Source organism: Aeromonas rivuli (assembly GCF_000820045.1).
GTDB classification, from domain to species: Bacteria; Pseudomonadota; Gammaproteobacteria; order Enterobacterales; family Aeromonadaceae; genus Aeromonas; species Aeromonas rivuli.
Window position 1 is genome coordinate 51,521 of sequence record NZ_CDBJ01000007.1, and the last position, 15,428, is coordinate 66,948.

Here is a 15,428-nt window from a genome sequence, read left to right on the forward strand (position 1 = left end):
CCAGCATTCGGCCCCATCGAGCAAGCACAGAGCAGTAGAGGAATCACATGCGCATCAAGCTAAAAGCGGATCGGGACTATGCCTGGTTCATCAAGCCCTTCTTCTGGTTGCAGCAACGCAACTACGGTCAGGTGCTGATCCCGGGCAAGTGCTGGGGGCGCTCGCCGCGCCTGTTTGCCGCCGTCGCCACCCTGTATGGGGTGATCAACCGCAAGCACTCTCCCATCGATCCCGTATTGCGATCATTGGTGACGGTGCGGGTCTCCCAGCTCAACTGGTGCCGATTCTGCGTCGATATCAATGCCATGACCCTGGTCAAGCGCGCCGGATCCAGCGCCAAGGTCGAAGCCTTGGCCCAGTGGCGCACCAGTTCCCTGTTTGATGAACGGGAGCGCGCCGTGCTCGACTATGCCGAGGCCATGACAGGTCTGGACGGGGTGAGCGAGGCCCAGTTTGAGGCACTGCGTCCCTGGTTTGACGATGATGCCCTGGTCGAGTTGACCGGCCTGGTCGCCTTTCAGAACATGTCTGCCAAGTTCAATGCCGCCCTGGACATCCCGGCCCAGGGTTTTTGCCAGTTACCGGTGCAACCTGATGCCGAGGAGCAGCAGGAGCCCCAGTCTCAAGAGGAGAAACCATCATGAGAGGAAGCAAACGGGGATTGCTGCTGCTGATCGCGCTGCTGATCGGTACCTTCTTCGCCCTGGGGCTGGGCCAATATCTGACCCTGGACGCCCTGCAAGCCCGCCAGGCGGCGCTTGCAGCCTGGGTGGACACTCACTTTTGGCAGGCCAGCGCCCTCTTCTTCATCGTCTACGTGCTCAGCACCGCCCTCTCCCTGCCGGGGGCCAGCCTGCTGACCCTGCTGGGCAGCGCCATCTTCGGGATCGGTTGGGGGCTGCTGCTCGTCTCCTTCGCCAGCACCCTGGGCGCCAGCCTGGCCTTTCTCAGCGCCCGCTTCCTGCTGCGCGACTGGGTGAGTGCCCGCTTCGGGGACAAGTTGGCGGCCATCGATGGGGGCATCACCAAGGATGGCCCCTTCTATCTGCTCAGTCTGCGCCTCATCCCCGTCTTTCCCTTCTTCCTCATCAACTTGTTGATGGGGCTGACCGCCCTGCCGCTGCGCACCTTCTACTGGGTCAGCCAGCTCGGCATGTTGCCCGGCACCTTCGTCTATGTGCTGGCGGGCAGCCAGCTGGCCCAGCTCACCAGTACCGGCAATGTCCTCTCCCCCGGTCTCATCACGGCGCTCTGCCTGCTTGGCCTGCTGCCCTGGCTGGCGAGGGCCGGTCAGCACCAGCTCGCCCTGCGCCGCCGCCTCGCCCGCTTCCCGCGACCAGCCCACTTCGATTACAACCTGCTGGTGATAGGGGCCGGGGCCGGCGGCCTGGTCACCAGCTACATTGCCGCCGCCGTCAAGGCCCGGGTGGCCCTCATCGAGAAGCACAAGATGGGCGGCGACTGCCTCAATACTGGCTGTGTGCCCTCCAAGGCGCTGATCCGCAGCGCCCGCTTCGCCGTTGAGCAGCGCCGGGCCGCCGAGCTTGGCTTCGCCCCGCAAACCGCCCGCGCCGACTTCGAGGCCGTGATGACCAGGGTCGCCCAGGTGGTACGCGAGGTGGAACCCCATGATTCGGTGGCACGCTATGAGGCATTGGGGGTCGAGTGTATCCAGGGCGAGGCACGCCTCCTCTCTCCCTGGGAGCTGGAAGTCAATGGCCAGCGCCTCTCCAGCCGCCACATCGTCATCGCCACCGGCGCCAGGCCCCTGGTACCGCCTATCCCGGGGCTGACTGAGGTCAACTATCTCACCTCGGACAACCTCTGGCAGCTGCGCGAGCCCCCCCGTCACCTGCTGGTGCTCGGCGGGGGGCCCATCGGCTGCGAGCTGGCCCAGAGTTTTGCCCAACTCGGCATCAAGGTCTCTCTGATCGAGCTGGCAGATCAACTCCTGCCCCGGGAAGAGCGCGAGGTGGCCGAGCTGTTGCAAGCCCAGATGAAGGAGGATGGGGTCGAACTCTTGATTGGCTGGCGCGCCGAACGGGTCGAGTCCCTGGCCCAGGGCCAGATCCGCCTGCACCTGCGCCGGGGGGATCAGCACCTGGAGGTTGAGGGAGATCAACTGCTGCTGGCCCTGGGCCGGGTGGCCAATGTCACCGGCTTTGGCCTGGAGGAGCTGGGGGTCGAGCTGACCCCGCGCGGCACCATAGCCGTGGACGCGTTCCTCGCCACCAACTACCCCAGCATCTCGGCGGTGGGCGATGTGGCCGGCCCCTACCAGTTCACCCATTTCGCCGCGCATCAAGCCTGGTACGCCGCTGTCAACGCCCTCTTTGGCCAGTTCAAGCGCTTCAAGGCGGACTATCGCGTCATCCCGGCTGCCACCTACACCAGCCCGGAGGTGGCCCGGGTCGGCCTCAACCGCAAGGAGGCGCAAGAGCAGGGAATTGCCTTTGAAAGCAGCCGCTTCGAGCTCAAGGAGCTGGACAGGGCCATCGCCGATGGCGAGACCCAGGGCTTCATCGAGGTGCTGACCGTCCCTGGCAAAGACAAGATCCTCGGCGCCACCATCGTCGGCCCCCACGCAGGCGAACGCATCGCCGAATTCACCCTGGCCATGAGACACAAGCTGGGCCTTGGCAAGGTGCTCGGCACCATACACGCCTATCCCACCCTGATGGAGGGCAACAAGTATGTGGCTGGCCAGTGGAAGCAGGCCCACAAACCCGAGGCGCTGCTGCCCTGGCTGGCCCGCTACCACCACTGGCGCCGCCGTGGCAAACTCGATGCCAGGCAACATCCGTTGCAGACAGGCCCGGCTCCCCTGCGGGATCCGGCCCAACCCTCCACTCACCACAAGGAGCCATGATGACCTCTGGCACGCTGCGTTACGCCCTGGCCGCGTTGGCCCTGAACTGGGGGTGGCAGGCCCAGGCCTCTGCCGAGCCCGACTGGCAACAGACCCTGGCCGAGGCCCGTGGACAGACCGTCTACTTCAATGCCTGGGGCGGCAGCCCGGAGATCAACAGCTACCTCGCCTGGGCGGCCAAGGAGCTGGAGCGCGACTACCGGCTCACCCTGGTGCAGGTGAAAGTCGATGACATCGCGCCCAGCGTCAGTCAGCTGCTCGCGGGCAAGCAGGCAGGCAAGACCCAAGGCGGCCCTATCGACCTGCTCTGGGTCAATGGCGAGAACTTCAAGGCCCTGAAAGACAACGGCCTGCTCGGCGCCCCCTTCAGTCAGGAGCTGCCGAATATGGCGCTGGTCGACGCCAGTTTGCCGGTCGATGAAGACTTTACTGTGCCCGTCGAAGGGTTGGAAGTGCCCTGGGGGCTGGGCCAGCTCAACCTCATGGTCGACACCGACCAGGTGCCTGAACCGCCGCGCTCGGCCGCGTCGCTGCTTGCCTGGGCCAAGGCCAATCCGGGCCGGTTCAGCTACCCCAAGCCGCCCCAGTTCCACGGCGCCAGCTTCCTCAAACAGATGTTGCTGGAGCTGGCGCCCGATCCGGCGCCCCTCTATCGCCCGGCGACCGAAGGAGAATTCGCCCCCATTGCGGCGCCGCTCTGGCACTTCCTCGATGCCCTGCATCCCAACCTGTGGCGTCAGGGGAAGGCCTTCCCGGCCAGCGCCGCCGAGACCAAACAGCTGCTCGATGATGGCGAGCTGGCCATGGCCATCAGCTTCAATCCCCAGGAGGCTCTGAGCTCGGTGGAGACGGGCACCCTGCCTCCCGCTGTCAGGGCGGTCGCCATGGCGAAGGGGGCTCTGACCAACAGCCACTTCCTGGCCATTCCCTTCAACGCCAAGGCCCGGGCCGGGGCCAAGGTGGTGGCCAACTTCCTGCTCAGCCCCGCCGCCCAGGCGCGCAAGGCCGACCCCGCCATCTGGGGTGACCCCAGCGTGCTGCGCCAGGATGCCCTGCCCGCCAATGCCGTGCCCGCCTTGCGCTTCAAGGCGGTGGCCGAACCCCATCCGAGCTGGCAGCTGATGCTGGAGAGTGCCTGGACCGAGCGCTACGGGCACTGAGATGCGACACCTGATCCTGCCGCTGACGGCGGCCCTGCTCTGGCTCCCTCTGATCGCGGGTCTGCTTGTCCTGCTTGTTCAAGCCAGGGATCCCGAACCCTGGCTGCGGCTCTGGGCCCAGCCTGGTCTGGGGGAGTCCGTCTGGCTCAGCCTCTGGATAGCCTCAGCCTCCAGCCTGCTCAGCCTGCTGCTGGTCGCCCTCTTGCTGGCCCACAGTGAAAATCGCAGCTTCGCCCTGCTGCGCCGCCTGCTCGCCCCCCTGCTGGCCATGCCCCATGTGGCCTTTGCCATCGGCTTTGGTTTTCTTATCGCCCCGTCTGGCTGGTTGTTGCGACTGGTCTCCCCCGGACTCACCGGGCTGAGCCTGCCACCGGACTGGCAGACACTGCATGATCCCTGGGGTCTGGGTCTCATCGCCATGCTGGTTCTGAAAGAGACCCCCTTCCTGCTGCTGATGGCGCTCGGTGCCCTGGAGCCTCGTCTGCTTGCCCGCCAACAGTGGCTGGGGCAGAGCCTGGGGTTTCGCCCGGCCCAGATCTGGTGGCGCTTGATCCTGCCAAGCCTCTGGCCCAGTCTGCGTCTGCCGCTCTATGCGGTGGCAGCCTATGGTCTGGCAGTGGTCGATCTTGGATTGCTGCTCGGCCCCACTCAACCGGCGCCCCTGGCGGTGCGACTCTGGCGCTGGTATCAGGACGCCGATCTGGGCTGGCGCGCCCTGGCCAACAATGGCGCCTTGCTGCTGTTTGGCCTCAACCTGCTGCTGCTCGGCGCCTTGCGCGCCCTCGAGGGGTTGCATCTGCACGGGGGCAAGGGCTGGATGCTCAATGGCCAGCGCCAACGCGCCGCTGCCCGGCTTGCCCCGGCCCTGGGCGCCACCCTGACCGCCCTGCTGCTGACACTCAACCTGCTGGTGCTGGCCGCCCTGCTCCTCTGGTCATTCACCCGCCGCTGGTCCTTCCCCGCCCCCTGGCCCAGCCAGTGGAGCGGGCACCATTGGCAACAGGCGATCGGTGATATCGCCCAGCCCCTGGCTCACAGCGCCTGGCTTGCCTTGTCGACCGCCATCGTGGCCCTCATCCTGGTGGTGTTTGCCCTGGAGGCCCAGCGCGGGCGCAGGCCCTGGCCACTCTGGCTGGTCTGCCTGCCGCTGCTGCTGCCCCAGGCCAGCCTGTTGCTGGGTGCCCGCCTTGGCGCCGACTGGCTCGGTCTGCCGGTCGGCAGCGCCCTGGTATTCTGGAGTCAGCTGCTGTTTGTCTATCCCTATCTCTATCTCTGTCTGTATGGGCCCTACCGTCAATTTGACGATCGTCTGGCCCAGGCGGCCGCCACCCTGGGGGCCAACCCCTGGCAAGTCTGGTTGCGGGTCAAGGGCCCGCTGTTACTGCGCCCCCTGGCCTTTGCCTGCGCCGTGGGCGCCGCCGTCAGCCTGGCGCAATATCTGCCGACCCTGCTGTTTGGCGCCGGGCGCATCACCACCATCACCACCGACGCCGTGGCCATCGGCTCTGGCCTCAACCGCCGCCTCGCCAGCCTCTATGGTTTGTTGCAATTGACATTGCCGCTGCTGATCTACGCCCTGGCGCTGCGTCTGCCGCGCAGGTCCAACCCGATGGAGACCACCCCATGACTCAACCCCTGCACCTGGGCCCCCTGACTCTGACCCTGGGCCAGCAGACGCTGCTGCAACTGCCCGGGCGCCGCGTAGCCCCCGGGGAGGTATTGACCCTGATGGGGCCAAGCGGCTGCGGCAAGAGTTCACTGCTGGCTGGCCTGGCCGGGGTGTTGCCCCGGGGAGGCCCCCTGCAGCTTGCCGGGGAGATATGGCTCGGGGATCGCCTCCTCAGCGCGCTGCCCGCCTATCGACGCCGCATCGGCATGTTGTTCCAGGACGATCTGCTGTTTGCGCACCTGAGCGTCGTGGAGAACCTGATGTTTGGCATGCCCGCCGAGATAGCAGGGGGGGCGCGGCGTGAGCAAGCCCAGCAGGCGCTGGCCCGGGTCGGGTTGGCAGAGCTGGCCGACCGTCACACTGGTGCCCTCTCCGGCGGCCAGAAGGCCCGGGTCAGCCTGCTGCGCACCCTGCTCGCCGAGCCGGATGCCATCTTGCTGGATGAGCCTTTCGCACGCCTCGACAAGCCGCTACGGGCCGCGTTTCGCGCCCTGGTATTCGAGGAGATAGCCAACCGCGCCATGCCGGCCATTCTGGTCAGCCACGATGAGGAAGATGCCCCCGCCGCCATCCTGGATCTGGCCTCAATGAGGCAACCAGCCCCCCATCTGCCAGAGGAAAGATCCCTTGTTTGACCGCCACGCCATCGTGCTGATCCGCCGTCCGCTCAGCCTGCTCGCCCGCCCCCTGGCCCGCCTGGGCATCAGCGCCAACCAGGTCAGCATCACCGGCTTTCTCATCGGCATGCTGAGCCTGCCCCTGCTCGCCGTCGGCCAGTTCGAACTGGCCCTCGTCTGCATCTTGCTCAATCGCATCATGGACGGGCTCGATGGTGCCATCGCCCGGATATGCGGCATCACCGACTGCGGGGGCTTTCTCGACATCACCCTCGACTTTATTTTCTATGCCGCCGTGGTGCTGGGGTTTGCCCTGGCGACCCCGGCCAATGCCCTGCCCGCCGCCACCCTGCTGTTCGCCTTCATGGGCACCGGCTCCAGCTTTCTGGCCTTTGCCATCATGGCGGGCAAACGCGGCATCGAAAATCCCGTTTACCATCACAAGTCGCTCTACTACCTGGGAGGCCTGACCGAGGGGAGCGAGACCATCGCCCTGTTCGTGCTCATGTGCCTGTTCCCTCACTGGTTTGCTCTCCTGGCCTACTGCTTTGCCACCCTCTGCCTCATTACGGTGGCGACCCGGATCTGGAGTGGCTACCACAGCCTCAAATCCTGAACCCTGGCTTCTGCCCCTATGATGGGACGCTTGCGCATCGCCATGGATCCACTACCATGGCGACATCCTGTTTTCTGTGCTGTTGGAAGCCTTATGCATCGTTTCATACCCCTCGCCGTTCTCTTTCCCCTGCTCATCGGCTGCAGCAGCGCTGCCAACGAGCCTGTCGCCGTGCCCAAGGTACAGACAAACAGCAGCTTCCTGCTCACGCCGCCCCCCAAGCAACCATCATCCGGGGTACTGGCGGGGGACTTTGCCAACAACCCCGCGGTCAATAGCTTCATTGCCATGATGGTCAGCAAGCACGGCTTCGATCGCGCCGAGCTGCACAACACCCTCTCCCAGGCCTCTCGCGAGCAGTGGATCATCAACCTGATGGATCGCCAGGCCCCGGTAGCAACGGGTCCAAGCGGTCCCAACGGTGCCTGGAATCGCTACCGCGCCAAGTTCATCACCCAGGACAATGTGCAAAATGGTGTCAACTTCTGGCGCGACTACGAGACCGAGCTCAATCGTGCCTCTGCCCAGTACGGCGTGCCCCCCGAGATCATCGTCGGCATCATAGGGGTCGAGACCCGCTGGGGCCGGGTGATGGGCAAGACCCCGATCCTGGATGCCCTGGCCACCCTGGCCTTTGACTATCCCCGCCGCGCCACCTTCTTCCGCGGCGAGCTGGAGCAGTTCCTGATCATGGCCCGCAACGAAGGCATCAATCCGAGCGAGCCGACCGGCTCCTACGCTGGCGCCATGGGGTATGGTCAATTCATGCCGTCGAGTTTCCACGGCTATGCGGTGGACTTTGACGGCAACGGCCACACCAACCTCTGGGATCCGGTGGATGCCATCGGCAGCGTGGCCCACTACTTCCAGGCCCACGGCTGGCGCAAGGGCGATCAGGTGGCAGTCAGAGCCCAGGGCCAGGCGCCCGGGTTCGAAACCGGCTTCCAGACGAGCTATAGCCTGGACACCCTGCGCCGGGCCGGCCTCTCCCCCATAGCGCCACTCGGCGCTCACAGCAAGGCCAGCCTGCTGCGACTGGATGTCGGTAACAGCTACCAGTACTGGTACGGTCTGCCGAACTTCTACGCCATCACCCGCTACAACCACAGCACCCACTACGCCATGGCGGTCTGGCAACTGGGTCTGGCGGTCAAGGCCGCCCGCGGCTACTGAGTCCGACTCAAAATGCAAAAAAAAGGCCCCGAAAGGGGCCTTTTTTATCTGTGTGTCATCACTCGTTTTCCAGCAACCAGCGTTTGAGCAGGGCCGCAAGCTGGGCCTGCTCCTCCTGATTGAGGGGGGCGAGCAGGCGCCGCTCGTTGGCCACATGGCGTTCGACCGCCTGATCAACCAGCGCCAGACCCGCTTCGGTCAGGTTGACCAGCAGGCTGCGCCGATCATCAGGCGCCGCCTGACGCTCGATGAGCCCGCGCTGCTCCAGCTTGTCGAGTCTGGCCGTCATGGCCCCCGAGCTCAACATGGCAGACTGATAGAGCGCGGTCGGGGTGAGCGACTCGCCGGCCCGGCGCAGGGTCGCCAATATGTCGAAATCGCTGCCGAGCAGGCCGCACTCCTTGAGCTCGTCGCTCACCTCCCGTCCGGCGATGGCCGCCATGCGCGCCACCCGACCCAGCACTCCCATGGGGCTGCAATCGAGATCGGGGCGCTGCCGTGCCCATTGAGCCAACAACTGGTCTACATGATCCTCTGCCATAGCGCTGCCACTTATCTTTATATCGAGATACTTGATAATAAAACAAATCACCACTAATGTATCTTCACTTAAAGATACTTATCGAAGAGATATGTCATGCCCATCCTGATTGCCCTGCTCGCCCCCCTGCTGTGGGGCAGCACCTATGCCGTGGTCACCCTCTCCCTGACCGACTACTCCCCTTACTGGGTTGCGGTATGGCGAGCATTGCCCGCTGGCATCCTGCTGCTGTTGCTCCATCCCCGCTGGCCACCACTGCCCTGGGGCAAGCAGTTCCTGCTGGCGTTTTGCAACATCACCGCCTTCTTCGCCTTGCTGTTCGTGGCGGCCTTCCGCCTGCCGGGGGCGGTGGCGGGCACCCTGGGGGCGACCCTGCCGCTGATCCTGATGGGGCTGGCCTGGTTGCAAGATGGTCAACGCCCGACCTTGAAGTGGTTGCTGCTCGGACTGATGGGTCTCGCTGGGGTGTTGCTGCTGCTCAACCCTTCCGCCAGGCTGGATCCCATAGGAGTAGGTTGCGCCCTCTTGGCCACCCTGCTCATCGGCCAGTCGAGCCGCTGGATGCAGCGCTGGCCGGTGAGCGATCTGCTGGCGCTGACCGCCTGGCAACTGCTGCTCGGGGGGCTGATGCTGATCCCGCTGGCATGGACTCTGGCAGGCCCCATGCCGATGCCGCAGCCATCCAGTGCGCCAGGGCTGGTCTGGTTGATCCTGTTCAACACCGCACTGGCCTACTGGGCCTGGCTGTGGGGGCTCAAGCGCCACGGCCCCGAGGTGATGGGTATGCTGGCCCTCACCAATCCCATGGTGGCGGTCTCCCTCGGGGTGCTGATGGTGGGCGAGACCCTGGGTGGGCTTCAGTGGCTGGGCATTGGGGTGATACTGCTCTCCCTGCTGCTGATGAAACTGCCCCTGAGCAATCCGTTTAAGCGCCGTCGGCCCTCCGTCGCAGAGGGAGTAACCAGAACCGAGCCGCGATGAGGCCCTGGCCATCAGCCATAAAAAAAGAGGAGCCACAATGGCTCCTCTTTTTCGATTGCTTGCAACGCTAGCGCACTGACTCAGACACCAGCCTTGGCCAGGGCCGCGGAGACAATCTGCTGGGCCTCTTGCTGGATCAGATCCAGGTGCGCCTCTCCTTTGAAGCTCTCCATGTAGATCTTGTAGATGGATTCGGTGCCCGAGGGGCGCGCCGCGAACCAGCCGTGCTCTGTGGTCACCTTGAGGCCACCGATGGCGGCATCGTTGCCCGGTGCCCGGGTCAACTTGGCGATGATGGGATCACCCGCCAGCATGGAAGCCTCCACCAGGGCGGGATCCAGCTTGGCGAGCACCGTTTTTTGCGCGCTGTTGGCTGGCGCATCGATACGGCGGTAGCTGGAGCGGCCGAATTTCGCTTCCAGGGCGTCGTAGTGGGCCTGAGGATCCTTGCCGGTCACGGCCAGAATTTCAGCTGCCAACAGCGCCAGGATGAAGCCATCCTTGTCAGTGGTCCAGACGCTGCCATCCTTGCGCAGGAAGGAGGCGCCGGCGCTCTCTTCGCCGCCAAAGCCAAACTCGCCGCTGTAGAGGCCATCCACGAACCACTTGAAGCCGACTGGCACCTCTTTCAGAGTCCGGCCAATCTCGCCGGCGACCCGGTCAATCATCGAAGAAGATACCAGGGTCTTGCCGACCGCTGCCGCCTTGGGCCAGCCGGTTCTGTGGGTGAACAGATATTGGATGGCAACCGCCAGGTAGTGGTTCGGGTTCATCAGCCCGGCGGGGGTGACGATGCCGTGCCTGTCGTAGTCGGGATCGTTGCCAAGGGCGATGTCGAACTTGTCTTTGAGGGCAATCAGCCCCGCCATGGCGAACGGGCTGGAGCAGTCCATGCGGATCTTGCCGTCTTTATCCAGGGTCATGAAGGAGAAGGTGGGGTCCACCTTGTAGTTGACCACTTCGATGTCCAGATCATAGCGCTTGGCGATCACGTCCCAATAAGCCACGCCGGAGCCGCCAAGGGGATCGACCCCTATCTTGATGCCAGCCCGCTTGATGGCATCCAGATCCAGCACGTTGCCAAGGTCGTCCACATAGGGAGTGACGTAGTCATGACGCACCACCAGCGGGCTGTTGAGGGCATCGGCAAAGGGCATGCGTTTCACCCCGACCAAACCGGCTTCCAGAATGGCGTTGGCTCTGTCTTCCACCCACTTGGTGATCTCCCCTTCGGCGGGGCCGCCGTGGGGAGGGTTGTACTTGAAGCCACCGTCTTCCGGCGGATTATGGGAGGGGGTGATCACCACGCCGTCCGCCAGGGCCGCAGGCTTGCCAGCGTTGTGATGCAAGATGGCGTGGGAGATGACCGGGGTCGGCGTAAAACCCAGATCCGCCTCGATGCGGGTCTCGACGCCGTTGCCCGCCAACACCTCGACCGCACTGGCAAAGGCCGATTCGGACAGGGCATGGGTATCCATGCCGACAAACAGCGGCCCCGTGATGCCGGCCTGCTGGCGGTATTCCACCAGCGCCTGGGTCACCGCCAGGATGTGGGATTCGGTGAAGGCATTGTGCAGGGCGCTGCCGCGGTGGCCGGAGGTACCGAAGGCCACCCGCTGTTCGGGACGGCTCATGTCCGGCTTGTTGAGGTAGTAAGCGCTGACCAGACGGGGAATGTTGGTCAGGTCGCTTAAACGGGCCGGTTGACCGGCATGAGGATGCTGTGCCATGGCGTTATCCTTGCTGCTATACGCATTTGCTGCTTAACGAAACAGGCCCTTGCGAAGGCCCCGCACATTCAAAAACAAGAACCCTTTGAGCCGAGGCTCAGGATCATACGGTGCCGCATGCCTCGGCAATCAGGGCTTCGTCATAGCCCATGCTGGCCATCAGCTGGGCAACCATATTCTGCTTGCGACTGGTGTTGGTATTGGTGATCACCCAGAAAGGGGTATCCGGTACCGGCTTGGGCTTGGTGGTGCTGCCACTGGCGCGCAGGGCCTCGGGATCCTGGGAGAAATAGACGCGCTTGCGCCCTTTTATCTCGGTTGCCTGGGTAAATTTCGCCGGATCATCCCGATAGAGCGCCCCCAACAGCAGCATGAAACGGTTGATGGATTTCTCCTCCTGCTGCAGGGCCCCCGACGCCAGCAAGGCCTGTATCCCAGACTTGTCCTGAGTGACAGGGGCCATGGTCTGCACGGTCGCCGGCGTCAACGGCTCAGCCTGGCGCGGCGCCGCGTTCAGCTTGGCGTGAGCGGACTGCTCCAGCAGGCGGCGCAATATATCGGAAGCACTCTCGCCAATGTGACGGGTCTGACTGGCAATATAGAAGTAGAGATCGTCATCAAGTTCGATGGTTTTCATAGGGTTGGCGCTGGGCTCACAGAAAGTGGGATGGTGCGATTATACATAGCCAGACCCGGCGGCCCAAGCGGCCCGTCAGATGTGCATGAATCTCCTCGAGAATACGGCATAATAGCGCATCAGATAGTGATCCAGGCCACCCATGGCGCATTTCTGGCCCACAGGAGCGAGAAACCTGAACCAGACGCCAGGATCCCGGATTGACCGCACAGGAGAACCATCATTGTCAGCCCCTTCATCAACCCTGCCGCTGCTTAATTACAAGGATCAAGGTCAGGGCCCGGCCGTGGTATTGATCCATGGCCTCTTTGGCAGCCTGGATAACCTGGGCCTGCTGGCCCGTGCGCTGACGGACCAGTATCGCGTCATCAGCCTCGATTTGCGCAACCACGGCGCCTCCTTTCACTCGGATGAGATGAGCTATCCCCTGATGGCGGCCGATCTGCTGGCGCTGCTCGATAGTCTGCACATCGAGAAGGCGAGCCTGATTGGTCACTCCATGGGAGGCAAAGTCGCCATGCAGCTGGCCAAACTGGCGCCCACACGGGTCGAGCGGCTGATAGTGGCGGACATGGCACCGGTCGCCTATCCCCATGCCCGCCATCAAAATGTGTTTGCCGGGCTCAATGCCACCCTGGCCACTCCGCCCCAGAGCCGCAGCGATGCCGAGGCGCTGCTGGCGCAACACATCGAGATCCCGGGAGTACGGCAATTCCTGCTCAAATCCTTCGCCAAGGGGGAATCTGGTTGGGGTTGGCGCTTCAATGTGCGGGCCCTTGAGCACAACTACGCCAACATCATGGGCTGGCCAGATAGTCTGAGCCGTTTCGAGGGGCCGACCCTGTTTATCAAGGGCGGTGAGTCGGACTATATGCTGCCCGCCTATACCGAGACGGTGATGACCCAATTCCCCGCGGCCAAGGCACGCATCATCGCCGGAACAGGCCACTGGTTACACGCCGAGAAGCCGGTTTTGTTCAACAAGTTGGTTGTGGATTTCCTGTCGATAGGCGGTTAACAGTTTCAAATCCTTTGTGATATAGTGCGGCCCGTCATAAGGAGTGTGCGCAATCCATGCTGAGCCAACACATTGAACTGATCGAGAGTCTGGGCCTGAAACTATTCTTCGTGGCTGTCTTTCTATTGATTGGCCTGGCTATCCAGGACGTACTCAAACGCGGCAATGTGCCCCGTTTCGGTCGCTTCATTGTCTGGCTGGTACTGTTTTTAGGTTGCGCGGGTTTTGTCGCCAAGGGGCTGATCGAACTGAGCTGGGAAGGCTCGGGTCTCGGCTAACTGCTCATAGATGAAGTATGGCCAAACAGCAAACTGATCGAACAACATTGGATCTGTTCGCAAATGAGAAGCGCCCCGGCAGGCCGAAAACCAATCCACTCCCCCGCGAGACCCAGCTCAAGATCAACAAGCGCAATCAGCTCAAGCGCGATCGGGAGAATGGACTGAAGCGGGTAGAGTTAAAGGTAGAAGCCGAAATGCTGGAGCGCCTGAACCAACTTGCGCTGCAACAGAACGTCAGCCGCGCCGAGCTGATCCAATCTATCCTGAAGCAACAGATCGACTCTGCTCTCGTGGCGGGTCAGCTGATCTGACCGTTAAGCATCAACACCAAATACGGGTAACTAAACACTATGGCAAGTGTAGGTCTGTTTTTCGGCAGCGATACCGGTAATACCGAAGCTGTCGCCAAGATGATCCAGAAAGAACTGGGCAAACAACTGATTGAAGTCCGTGACATCGCCAAGAGCAGCAAGGCCGACATCGACAGCTTCAGCCTGCTGATGTTCGGTATCCCGACTTGGTACTACGGCGAAGCCCAAGCCGACTGGGATGACTTCTTCCCGGAACTCGAAGAGATCGACTTCACCGATAAACTGGTCGCCATCTTCGGGTGCGGTGACCAGGAAGACTATTCCGAGTACTTCCTCGATGCTATGGGCACCCTGCGTGACATCGTCGAGGCCAAGGGCGCCATTATTATTGGCCACTGGCCGACTGCGGGCTACGACTTCGAGGCCTCCAAGGCCCTGGTCGATGACAAGCACTTCGTCGGCTTGGGAATCGATGAGGATCGCCAACCAGAACTGACCGCAGAGCGCGTCAAGGGCTGGAGCAAGCAGATCCATGAAGAGATGTGCCTCGCCGAACTCGAGTGAGTCATTTCTGATAAAAAAACGGCCCTCGAGGCCGTTTTTTTATGGGATGTTGCAGGGCATTGACCTGGGTTGTCACCCGCCACTCACGCCATCCCCCCTACGCTCCTTGCGCTGGCGCACATAGAGCGTGCGCTTGACCTCGGCGACCAGCTCCCCCTTCTGATCTTTTACCAATACATCAAACTCGGGGAAGTGTTTGTCCCCCTGATTGGTCGCAGCCTGGATCGAAGCCAACTTGGCTTCGGTCAGGTTGAACTCGGCCACCAGCTTGCCCTTGCCTGGCTTGATGTAGTTGATGCTGCCCGCCTTGTCCCACACATAGTAGTGATTCTTGAAGTAACCCATCAGCATCAGGGGATAGATGGGATCCGTCATGGCGAACATGCTGCCGCCAAACTGGGTGCGATTGGCGTTCTTGTTCCACCACCGCGACTTGAGGCTGACCCGGCAAGTGCGAAAATCATCGCTGAGCAGCTCTATCTTGATGCCAGCCCCCCAGAAAGGAGGCCAGGCATTGAGGGCGCGGCGCACCCAGGCCGCATTGTCAAAAAGCCAATCCATGGATCTCATCCGACCAGACAAACAGGTGTTACATCTTAACAACAATCGGCCACCAGACAAGGGGGCGAAAATAATCTAATGCGGGTGTCTTGCGAGAACATCTCGGCTAAACCCCTTTAATCACTGGGTTTATTTCTGGTGACCACAAGACCTATAATGACATCTGACCTGAGTTGAAGGTTGCCATTCCCGCGCCAGTCACTCAGAATAACCCCACCTTCGAGAATGCGAATAAGTGAATATGCCAGACAATAATCAAGCGTTAAAAAAGGCCGGGCTCAAGATCACACTGCCGCGTGTCAAGATCCTCGAGATCCTGCAGCAGCCGGAATGCCAGCACACCAGTGCCGAAGACCTCTATAAACGACTGATCGATCATGGTGAAGAGATTGGTCTGGCGACCGTCTATCGCGTTCTGAACCAGTTTGATGATGCCGGTATCGTGACCCGTCACCACTTCGAAGGCGGCAAGTCCGTGTTTGAGCTGTCGACCCAGGAACACCACGACCACCTGGTCTGCCTCGATTGTGGCAAGGTGATCGAGTTCTCCGACGAGGTGATCGAGCAGCGTCAGCGCGACATCGCCAAACACCACAACATCCGCCTGACCAACCACAGCCTCTATCTGTATGGTCACTGCGCGAACGGCGACTGCAAGCACGACGAATAACGCCGTCGGCCGCGAGCAGCCATGAAAAAG

Annotated in this window: 17 protein-coding genes; 13 read left to right on the forward strand and 4 right to left on the reverse strand. The window is 62.5% G+C overall.

The features are described from left to right. The first annotated feature begins 47 nt into the window (after positions 1-47). The 7 genes from BN1130_RS00945 (at position 48) to mltB (ending at position 8,104) form a co-directional block, all read left to right on the forward strand. Positions 48-644 carry a carboxymuconolactone decarboxylase family protein gene (locus BN1130_RS00945; RefSeq protein WP_042039701.1) on the forward strand — a complete coding sequence of 199 codons (597 nt, stop codon included), beginning with the start codon at positions 48-50 and terminating at the stop codon, positions 642-644. Then, a complete protein-coding gene (locus tag BN1130_RS00950) occupies positions 641-2,869 on the forward strand; it encodes a dihydrolipoyl dehydrogenase family protein (protein ID WP_084218092.1) in 2,229 nt (742 codons plus the stop codon). Before BN1130_RS00945 ends, BN1130_RS00950 begins: the two co-directional genes overlap by 4 nt. Beyond that, a complete protein-coding gene (locus BN1130_RS00955; protein WP_232301904.1) occupies positions 2,869-4,029 on the forward strand; it encodes an ABC transporter substrate-binding protein in 1,161 nt (386 codons plus the stop codon). The genes BN1130_RS00950 and BN1130_RS00955 overlap by 1 nt, the downstream gene beginning before the upstream one ends. A 1-nt stretch (position 4,030) precedes the next feature. Continuing rightward, positions 4,031-5,656 carry an ABC transporter permease gene (locus BN1130_RS00960; protein ID WP_042039703.1) on the forward strand — a complete coding sequence of 542 codons (1,626 nt, stop codon included), beginning with the start codon at positions 4,031-4,033 and terminating at the stop codon, positions 5,654-5,656. After that, positions 5,653-6,333 (forward strand): ATP-binding cassette domain-containing protein, encoded by a 681-nt coding sequence (locus tag BN1130_RS00965; RefSeq protein ID WP_042039704.1) that lies wholly within the window; start codon positions 5,653-5,655, stop codon positions 6,331-6,333. The genes BN1130_RS00960 and BN1130_RS00965 overlap by 4 nt, the downstream gene beginning before the upstream one ends. Continuing rightward, positions 6,326-6,931: a CDP-alcohol phosphatidyltransferase family protein gene (locus BN1130_RS00970; protein WP_042039705.1), complete on the forward strand. Its 606-nt coding sequence runs from the start codon at positions 6,326-6,328 to the stop codon at positions 6,929-6,931. Before BN1130_RS00965 ends, BN1130_RS00970 begins: the two co-directional genes overlap by 8 nt. A gap of 93 nt (positions 6,932-7,024) precedes the next feature. Further along, positions 7,025-8,104, forward strand: a complete 1,080-nt coding sequence (gene mltB / locus BN1130_RS00975; protein ID WP_042039706.1) for a lytic murein transglycosylase B — start codon at positions 7,025-7,027, stop codon at positions 8,102-8,104. Between the two features lie 58 nt (positions 8,105-8,162). Here the strand turns inward: mltB and BN1130_RS00980 are convergent, their stop codons facing one another. Further along, positions 8,163-8,645: a MarR family winged helix-turn-helix transcriptional regulator gene (locus tag BN1130_RS00980; protein WP_042039707.1), complete on the reverse strand. Its 483-nt coding sequence runs from the start codon at positions 8,643-8,645 to the stop codon at positions 8,163-8,165. Positions 8,646-8,741: 96 nt separating this feature from the next. Here BN1130_RS00980 and BN1130_RS00985 point away from each other — a divergent pair, with 96 nt between their 5' ends. After that, on the forward strand, positions 8,742-9,626 hold the full coding sequence (locus BN1130_RS00985; RefSeq protein ID WP_042039708.1) for a DMT family transporter: 885 nt from the start codon (positions 8,742-8,744) through the stop codon (positions 9,624-9,626). Positions 9,627-9,706: 80 nt separating this feature from the next. Here BN1130_RS00985 and pgm read toward each other — a convergent pair whose 3' ends face one another. Next, on the reverse strand, positions 9,707-11,356 hold the full coding sequence (gene pgm / locus BN1130_RS00990; protein ID WP_042039709.1) for a phosphoglucomutase (alpha-D-glucose-1,6-bisphosphate-dependent): 1,650 nt from the start codon (positions 11,354-11,356) through the stop codon (positions 9,707-9,709). 103 nt (positions 11,357-11,459) lie between these two features. Further along, positions 11,460-11,993, reverse strand: coding sequence for a replication initiation negative regulator SeqA (gene seqA / locus BN1130_RS00995; RefSeq protein ID WP_042039711.1), 534 nt, complete (start codon positions 11,991-11,993; stop codon positions 11,460-11,462). 223 nt (positions 11,994-12,216) lie between these two features. On the opposite strand from seqA, the gene BN1130_RS01000 reads away from it, so the two are divergent. From BN1130_RS01000 to fldA, 4 genes are read left to right on the forward strand one after another with little or no spacing between them, the layout of a single operon-like run. Continuing rightward, entirely contained in the window at positions 12,217-13,011 is a 795-nt protein-coding gene (locus tag BN1130_RS01000) for an alpha/beta fold hydrolase (protein WP_198135206.1), read from the forward strand. A 56-nt stretch (positions 13,012-13,067) separates the two neighbouring features. Then, complete coding sequence (locus BN1130_RS01005) at positions 13,068-13,289, forward strand: DUF2788 domain-containing protein (protein ID WP_005894863.1); 222 nt, start codon at positions 13,068-13,070, stop codon at positions 13,287-13,289. Positions 13,290-13,306: 17 nt separating this feature from the next. Then, positions 13,307-13,603 (forward strand): LexA regulated protein, encoded by a 297-nt coding sequence (gene ybfE, locus BN1130_RS01010; protein ID WP_005894861.1) that lies wholly within the window; start codon positions 13,307-13,309, stop codon positions 13,601-13,603. A 39-nt stretch (positions 13,604-13,642) separates the two neighbouring features. Then, a complete protein-coding gene (fldA, locus tag BN1130_RS01015; RefSeq protein WP_005894859.1) occupies positions 13,643-14,167 on the forward strand; it encodes a flavodoxin FldA in 525 nt (174 codons plus the stop codon). 72 nt (positions 14,168-14,239) lie between these two features. On the opposite strand, the gene BN1130_RS01020 is transcribed toward fldA, so the two are convergent. Further along, positions 14,240-14,728 carry a DUF4442 domain-containing protein gene (locus BN1130_RS01020; RefSeq protein ID WP_042039712.1) on the reverse strand — a complete coding sequence of 163 codons (489 nt, stop codon included), beginning with the start codon at positions 14,726-14,728 and terminating at the stop codon, positions 14,240-14,242. A gap of 241 nt (positions 14,729-14,969) precedes the next feature. Here BN1130_RS01020 and fur point away from each other — a divergent pair, with 241 nt between their 5' ends. Then, on the forward strand, positions 14,970-15,398 hold the full coding sequence (fur, locus tag BN1130_RS01025) for a ferric iron uptake transcriptional regulator (RefSeq protein WP_005894855.1): 429 nt from the start codon (positions 14,970-14,972) through the stop codon (positions 15,396-15,398). The last annotated feature ends 30 nt before the right edge of the window (positions 15,399-15,428 follow it).

Excerpts from the sequence above, each read along its gene's own strand:
- BN1130_RS00945 (WP_042039701.1), top strand. The coding sequence starts at position 48 with ATGCGCATCAAGCTAAAAGCGGATCGGGACTATGCCTGGTTCATCAAG.
- BN1130_RS00950 (WP_084218092.1), top strand. The coding sequence starts at position 641 with ATGAGAGGAAGCAAACGGGGATTGCTGCTGCTGATCGCGCTGCTGATC.
- BN1130_RS00955 (WP_232301904.1), top strand. The coding sequence starts at position 2,869 with ATGACCTCTGGCACGCTGCGTTACGCCCTGGCCGCGTTGGCCCTGAAC.
- BN1130_RS00960 (WP_042039703.1), top strand. The coding sequence starts at position 4,031 with ATGCGACACCTGATCCTGCCGCTGACGGCGGCCCTGCTCTGGCTCCCT.
- BN1130_RS00965 (WP_042039704.1), top strand. The coding sequence starts at position 5,653 with ATGACTCAACCCCTGCACCTGGGCCCCCTGACTCTGACCCTGGGCCAG.
- mltB (WP_042039706.1), top strand. The coding sequence starts at position 7,025 with ATGCATCGTTTCATACCCCTCGCCGTTCTCTTTCCCCTGCTCATCGGC.
- BN1130_RS00980 (WP_042039707.1), bottom strand. The coding sequence starts at position 8,645 with ATGGCAGAGGATCATGTAGACCAGTTGTTGGCTCAATGGGCACGGCAG.
- BN1130_RS00985 (WP_042039708.1), top strand. The coding sequence starts at position 8,742 with ATGCCCATCCTGATTGCCCTGCTCGCCCCCCTGCTGTGGGGCAGCACC.
- pgm (WP_042039709.1), bottom strand. The coding sequence starts at position 11,356 with ATGGCACAGCATCCTCATGCCGGTCAACCGGCCCGTTTAAGCGACCTG.
- seqA (WP_042039711.1), bottom strand. The coding sequence starts at position 11,993 with ATGAAAACCATCGAACTTGATGACGATCTCTACTTCTATATTGCCAGT.
- BN1130_RS01005 (WP_005894863.1), top strand. The coding sequence starts at position 13,068 with ATGCTGAGCCAACACATTGAACTGATCGAGAGTCTGGGCCTGAAACTA.
- ybfE (WP_005894861.1), top strand. The coding sequence starts at position 13,307 with ATGGCCAAACAGCAAACTGATCGAACAACATTGGATCTGTTCGCAAAT.
- fldA (WP_005894859.1), top strand. The coding sequence starts at position 13,643 with ATGGCAAGTGTAGGTCTGTTTTTCGGCAGCGATACCGGTAATACCGAA.
- BN1130_RS01020 (WP_042039712.1), bottom strand. The coding sequence starts at position 14,728 with ATGGATTGGCTTTTTGACAATGCGGCCTGGGTGCGCCGCGCCCTCAAT.
- fur (WP_005894855.1), top strand. The coding sequence starts at position 14,970 with ATGCCAGACAATAATCAAGCGTTAAAAAAGGCCGGGCTCAAGATCACA.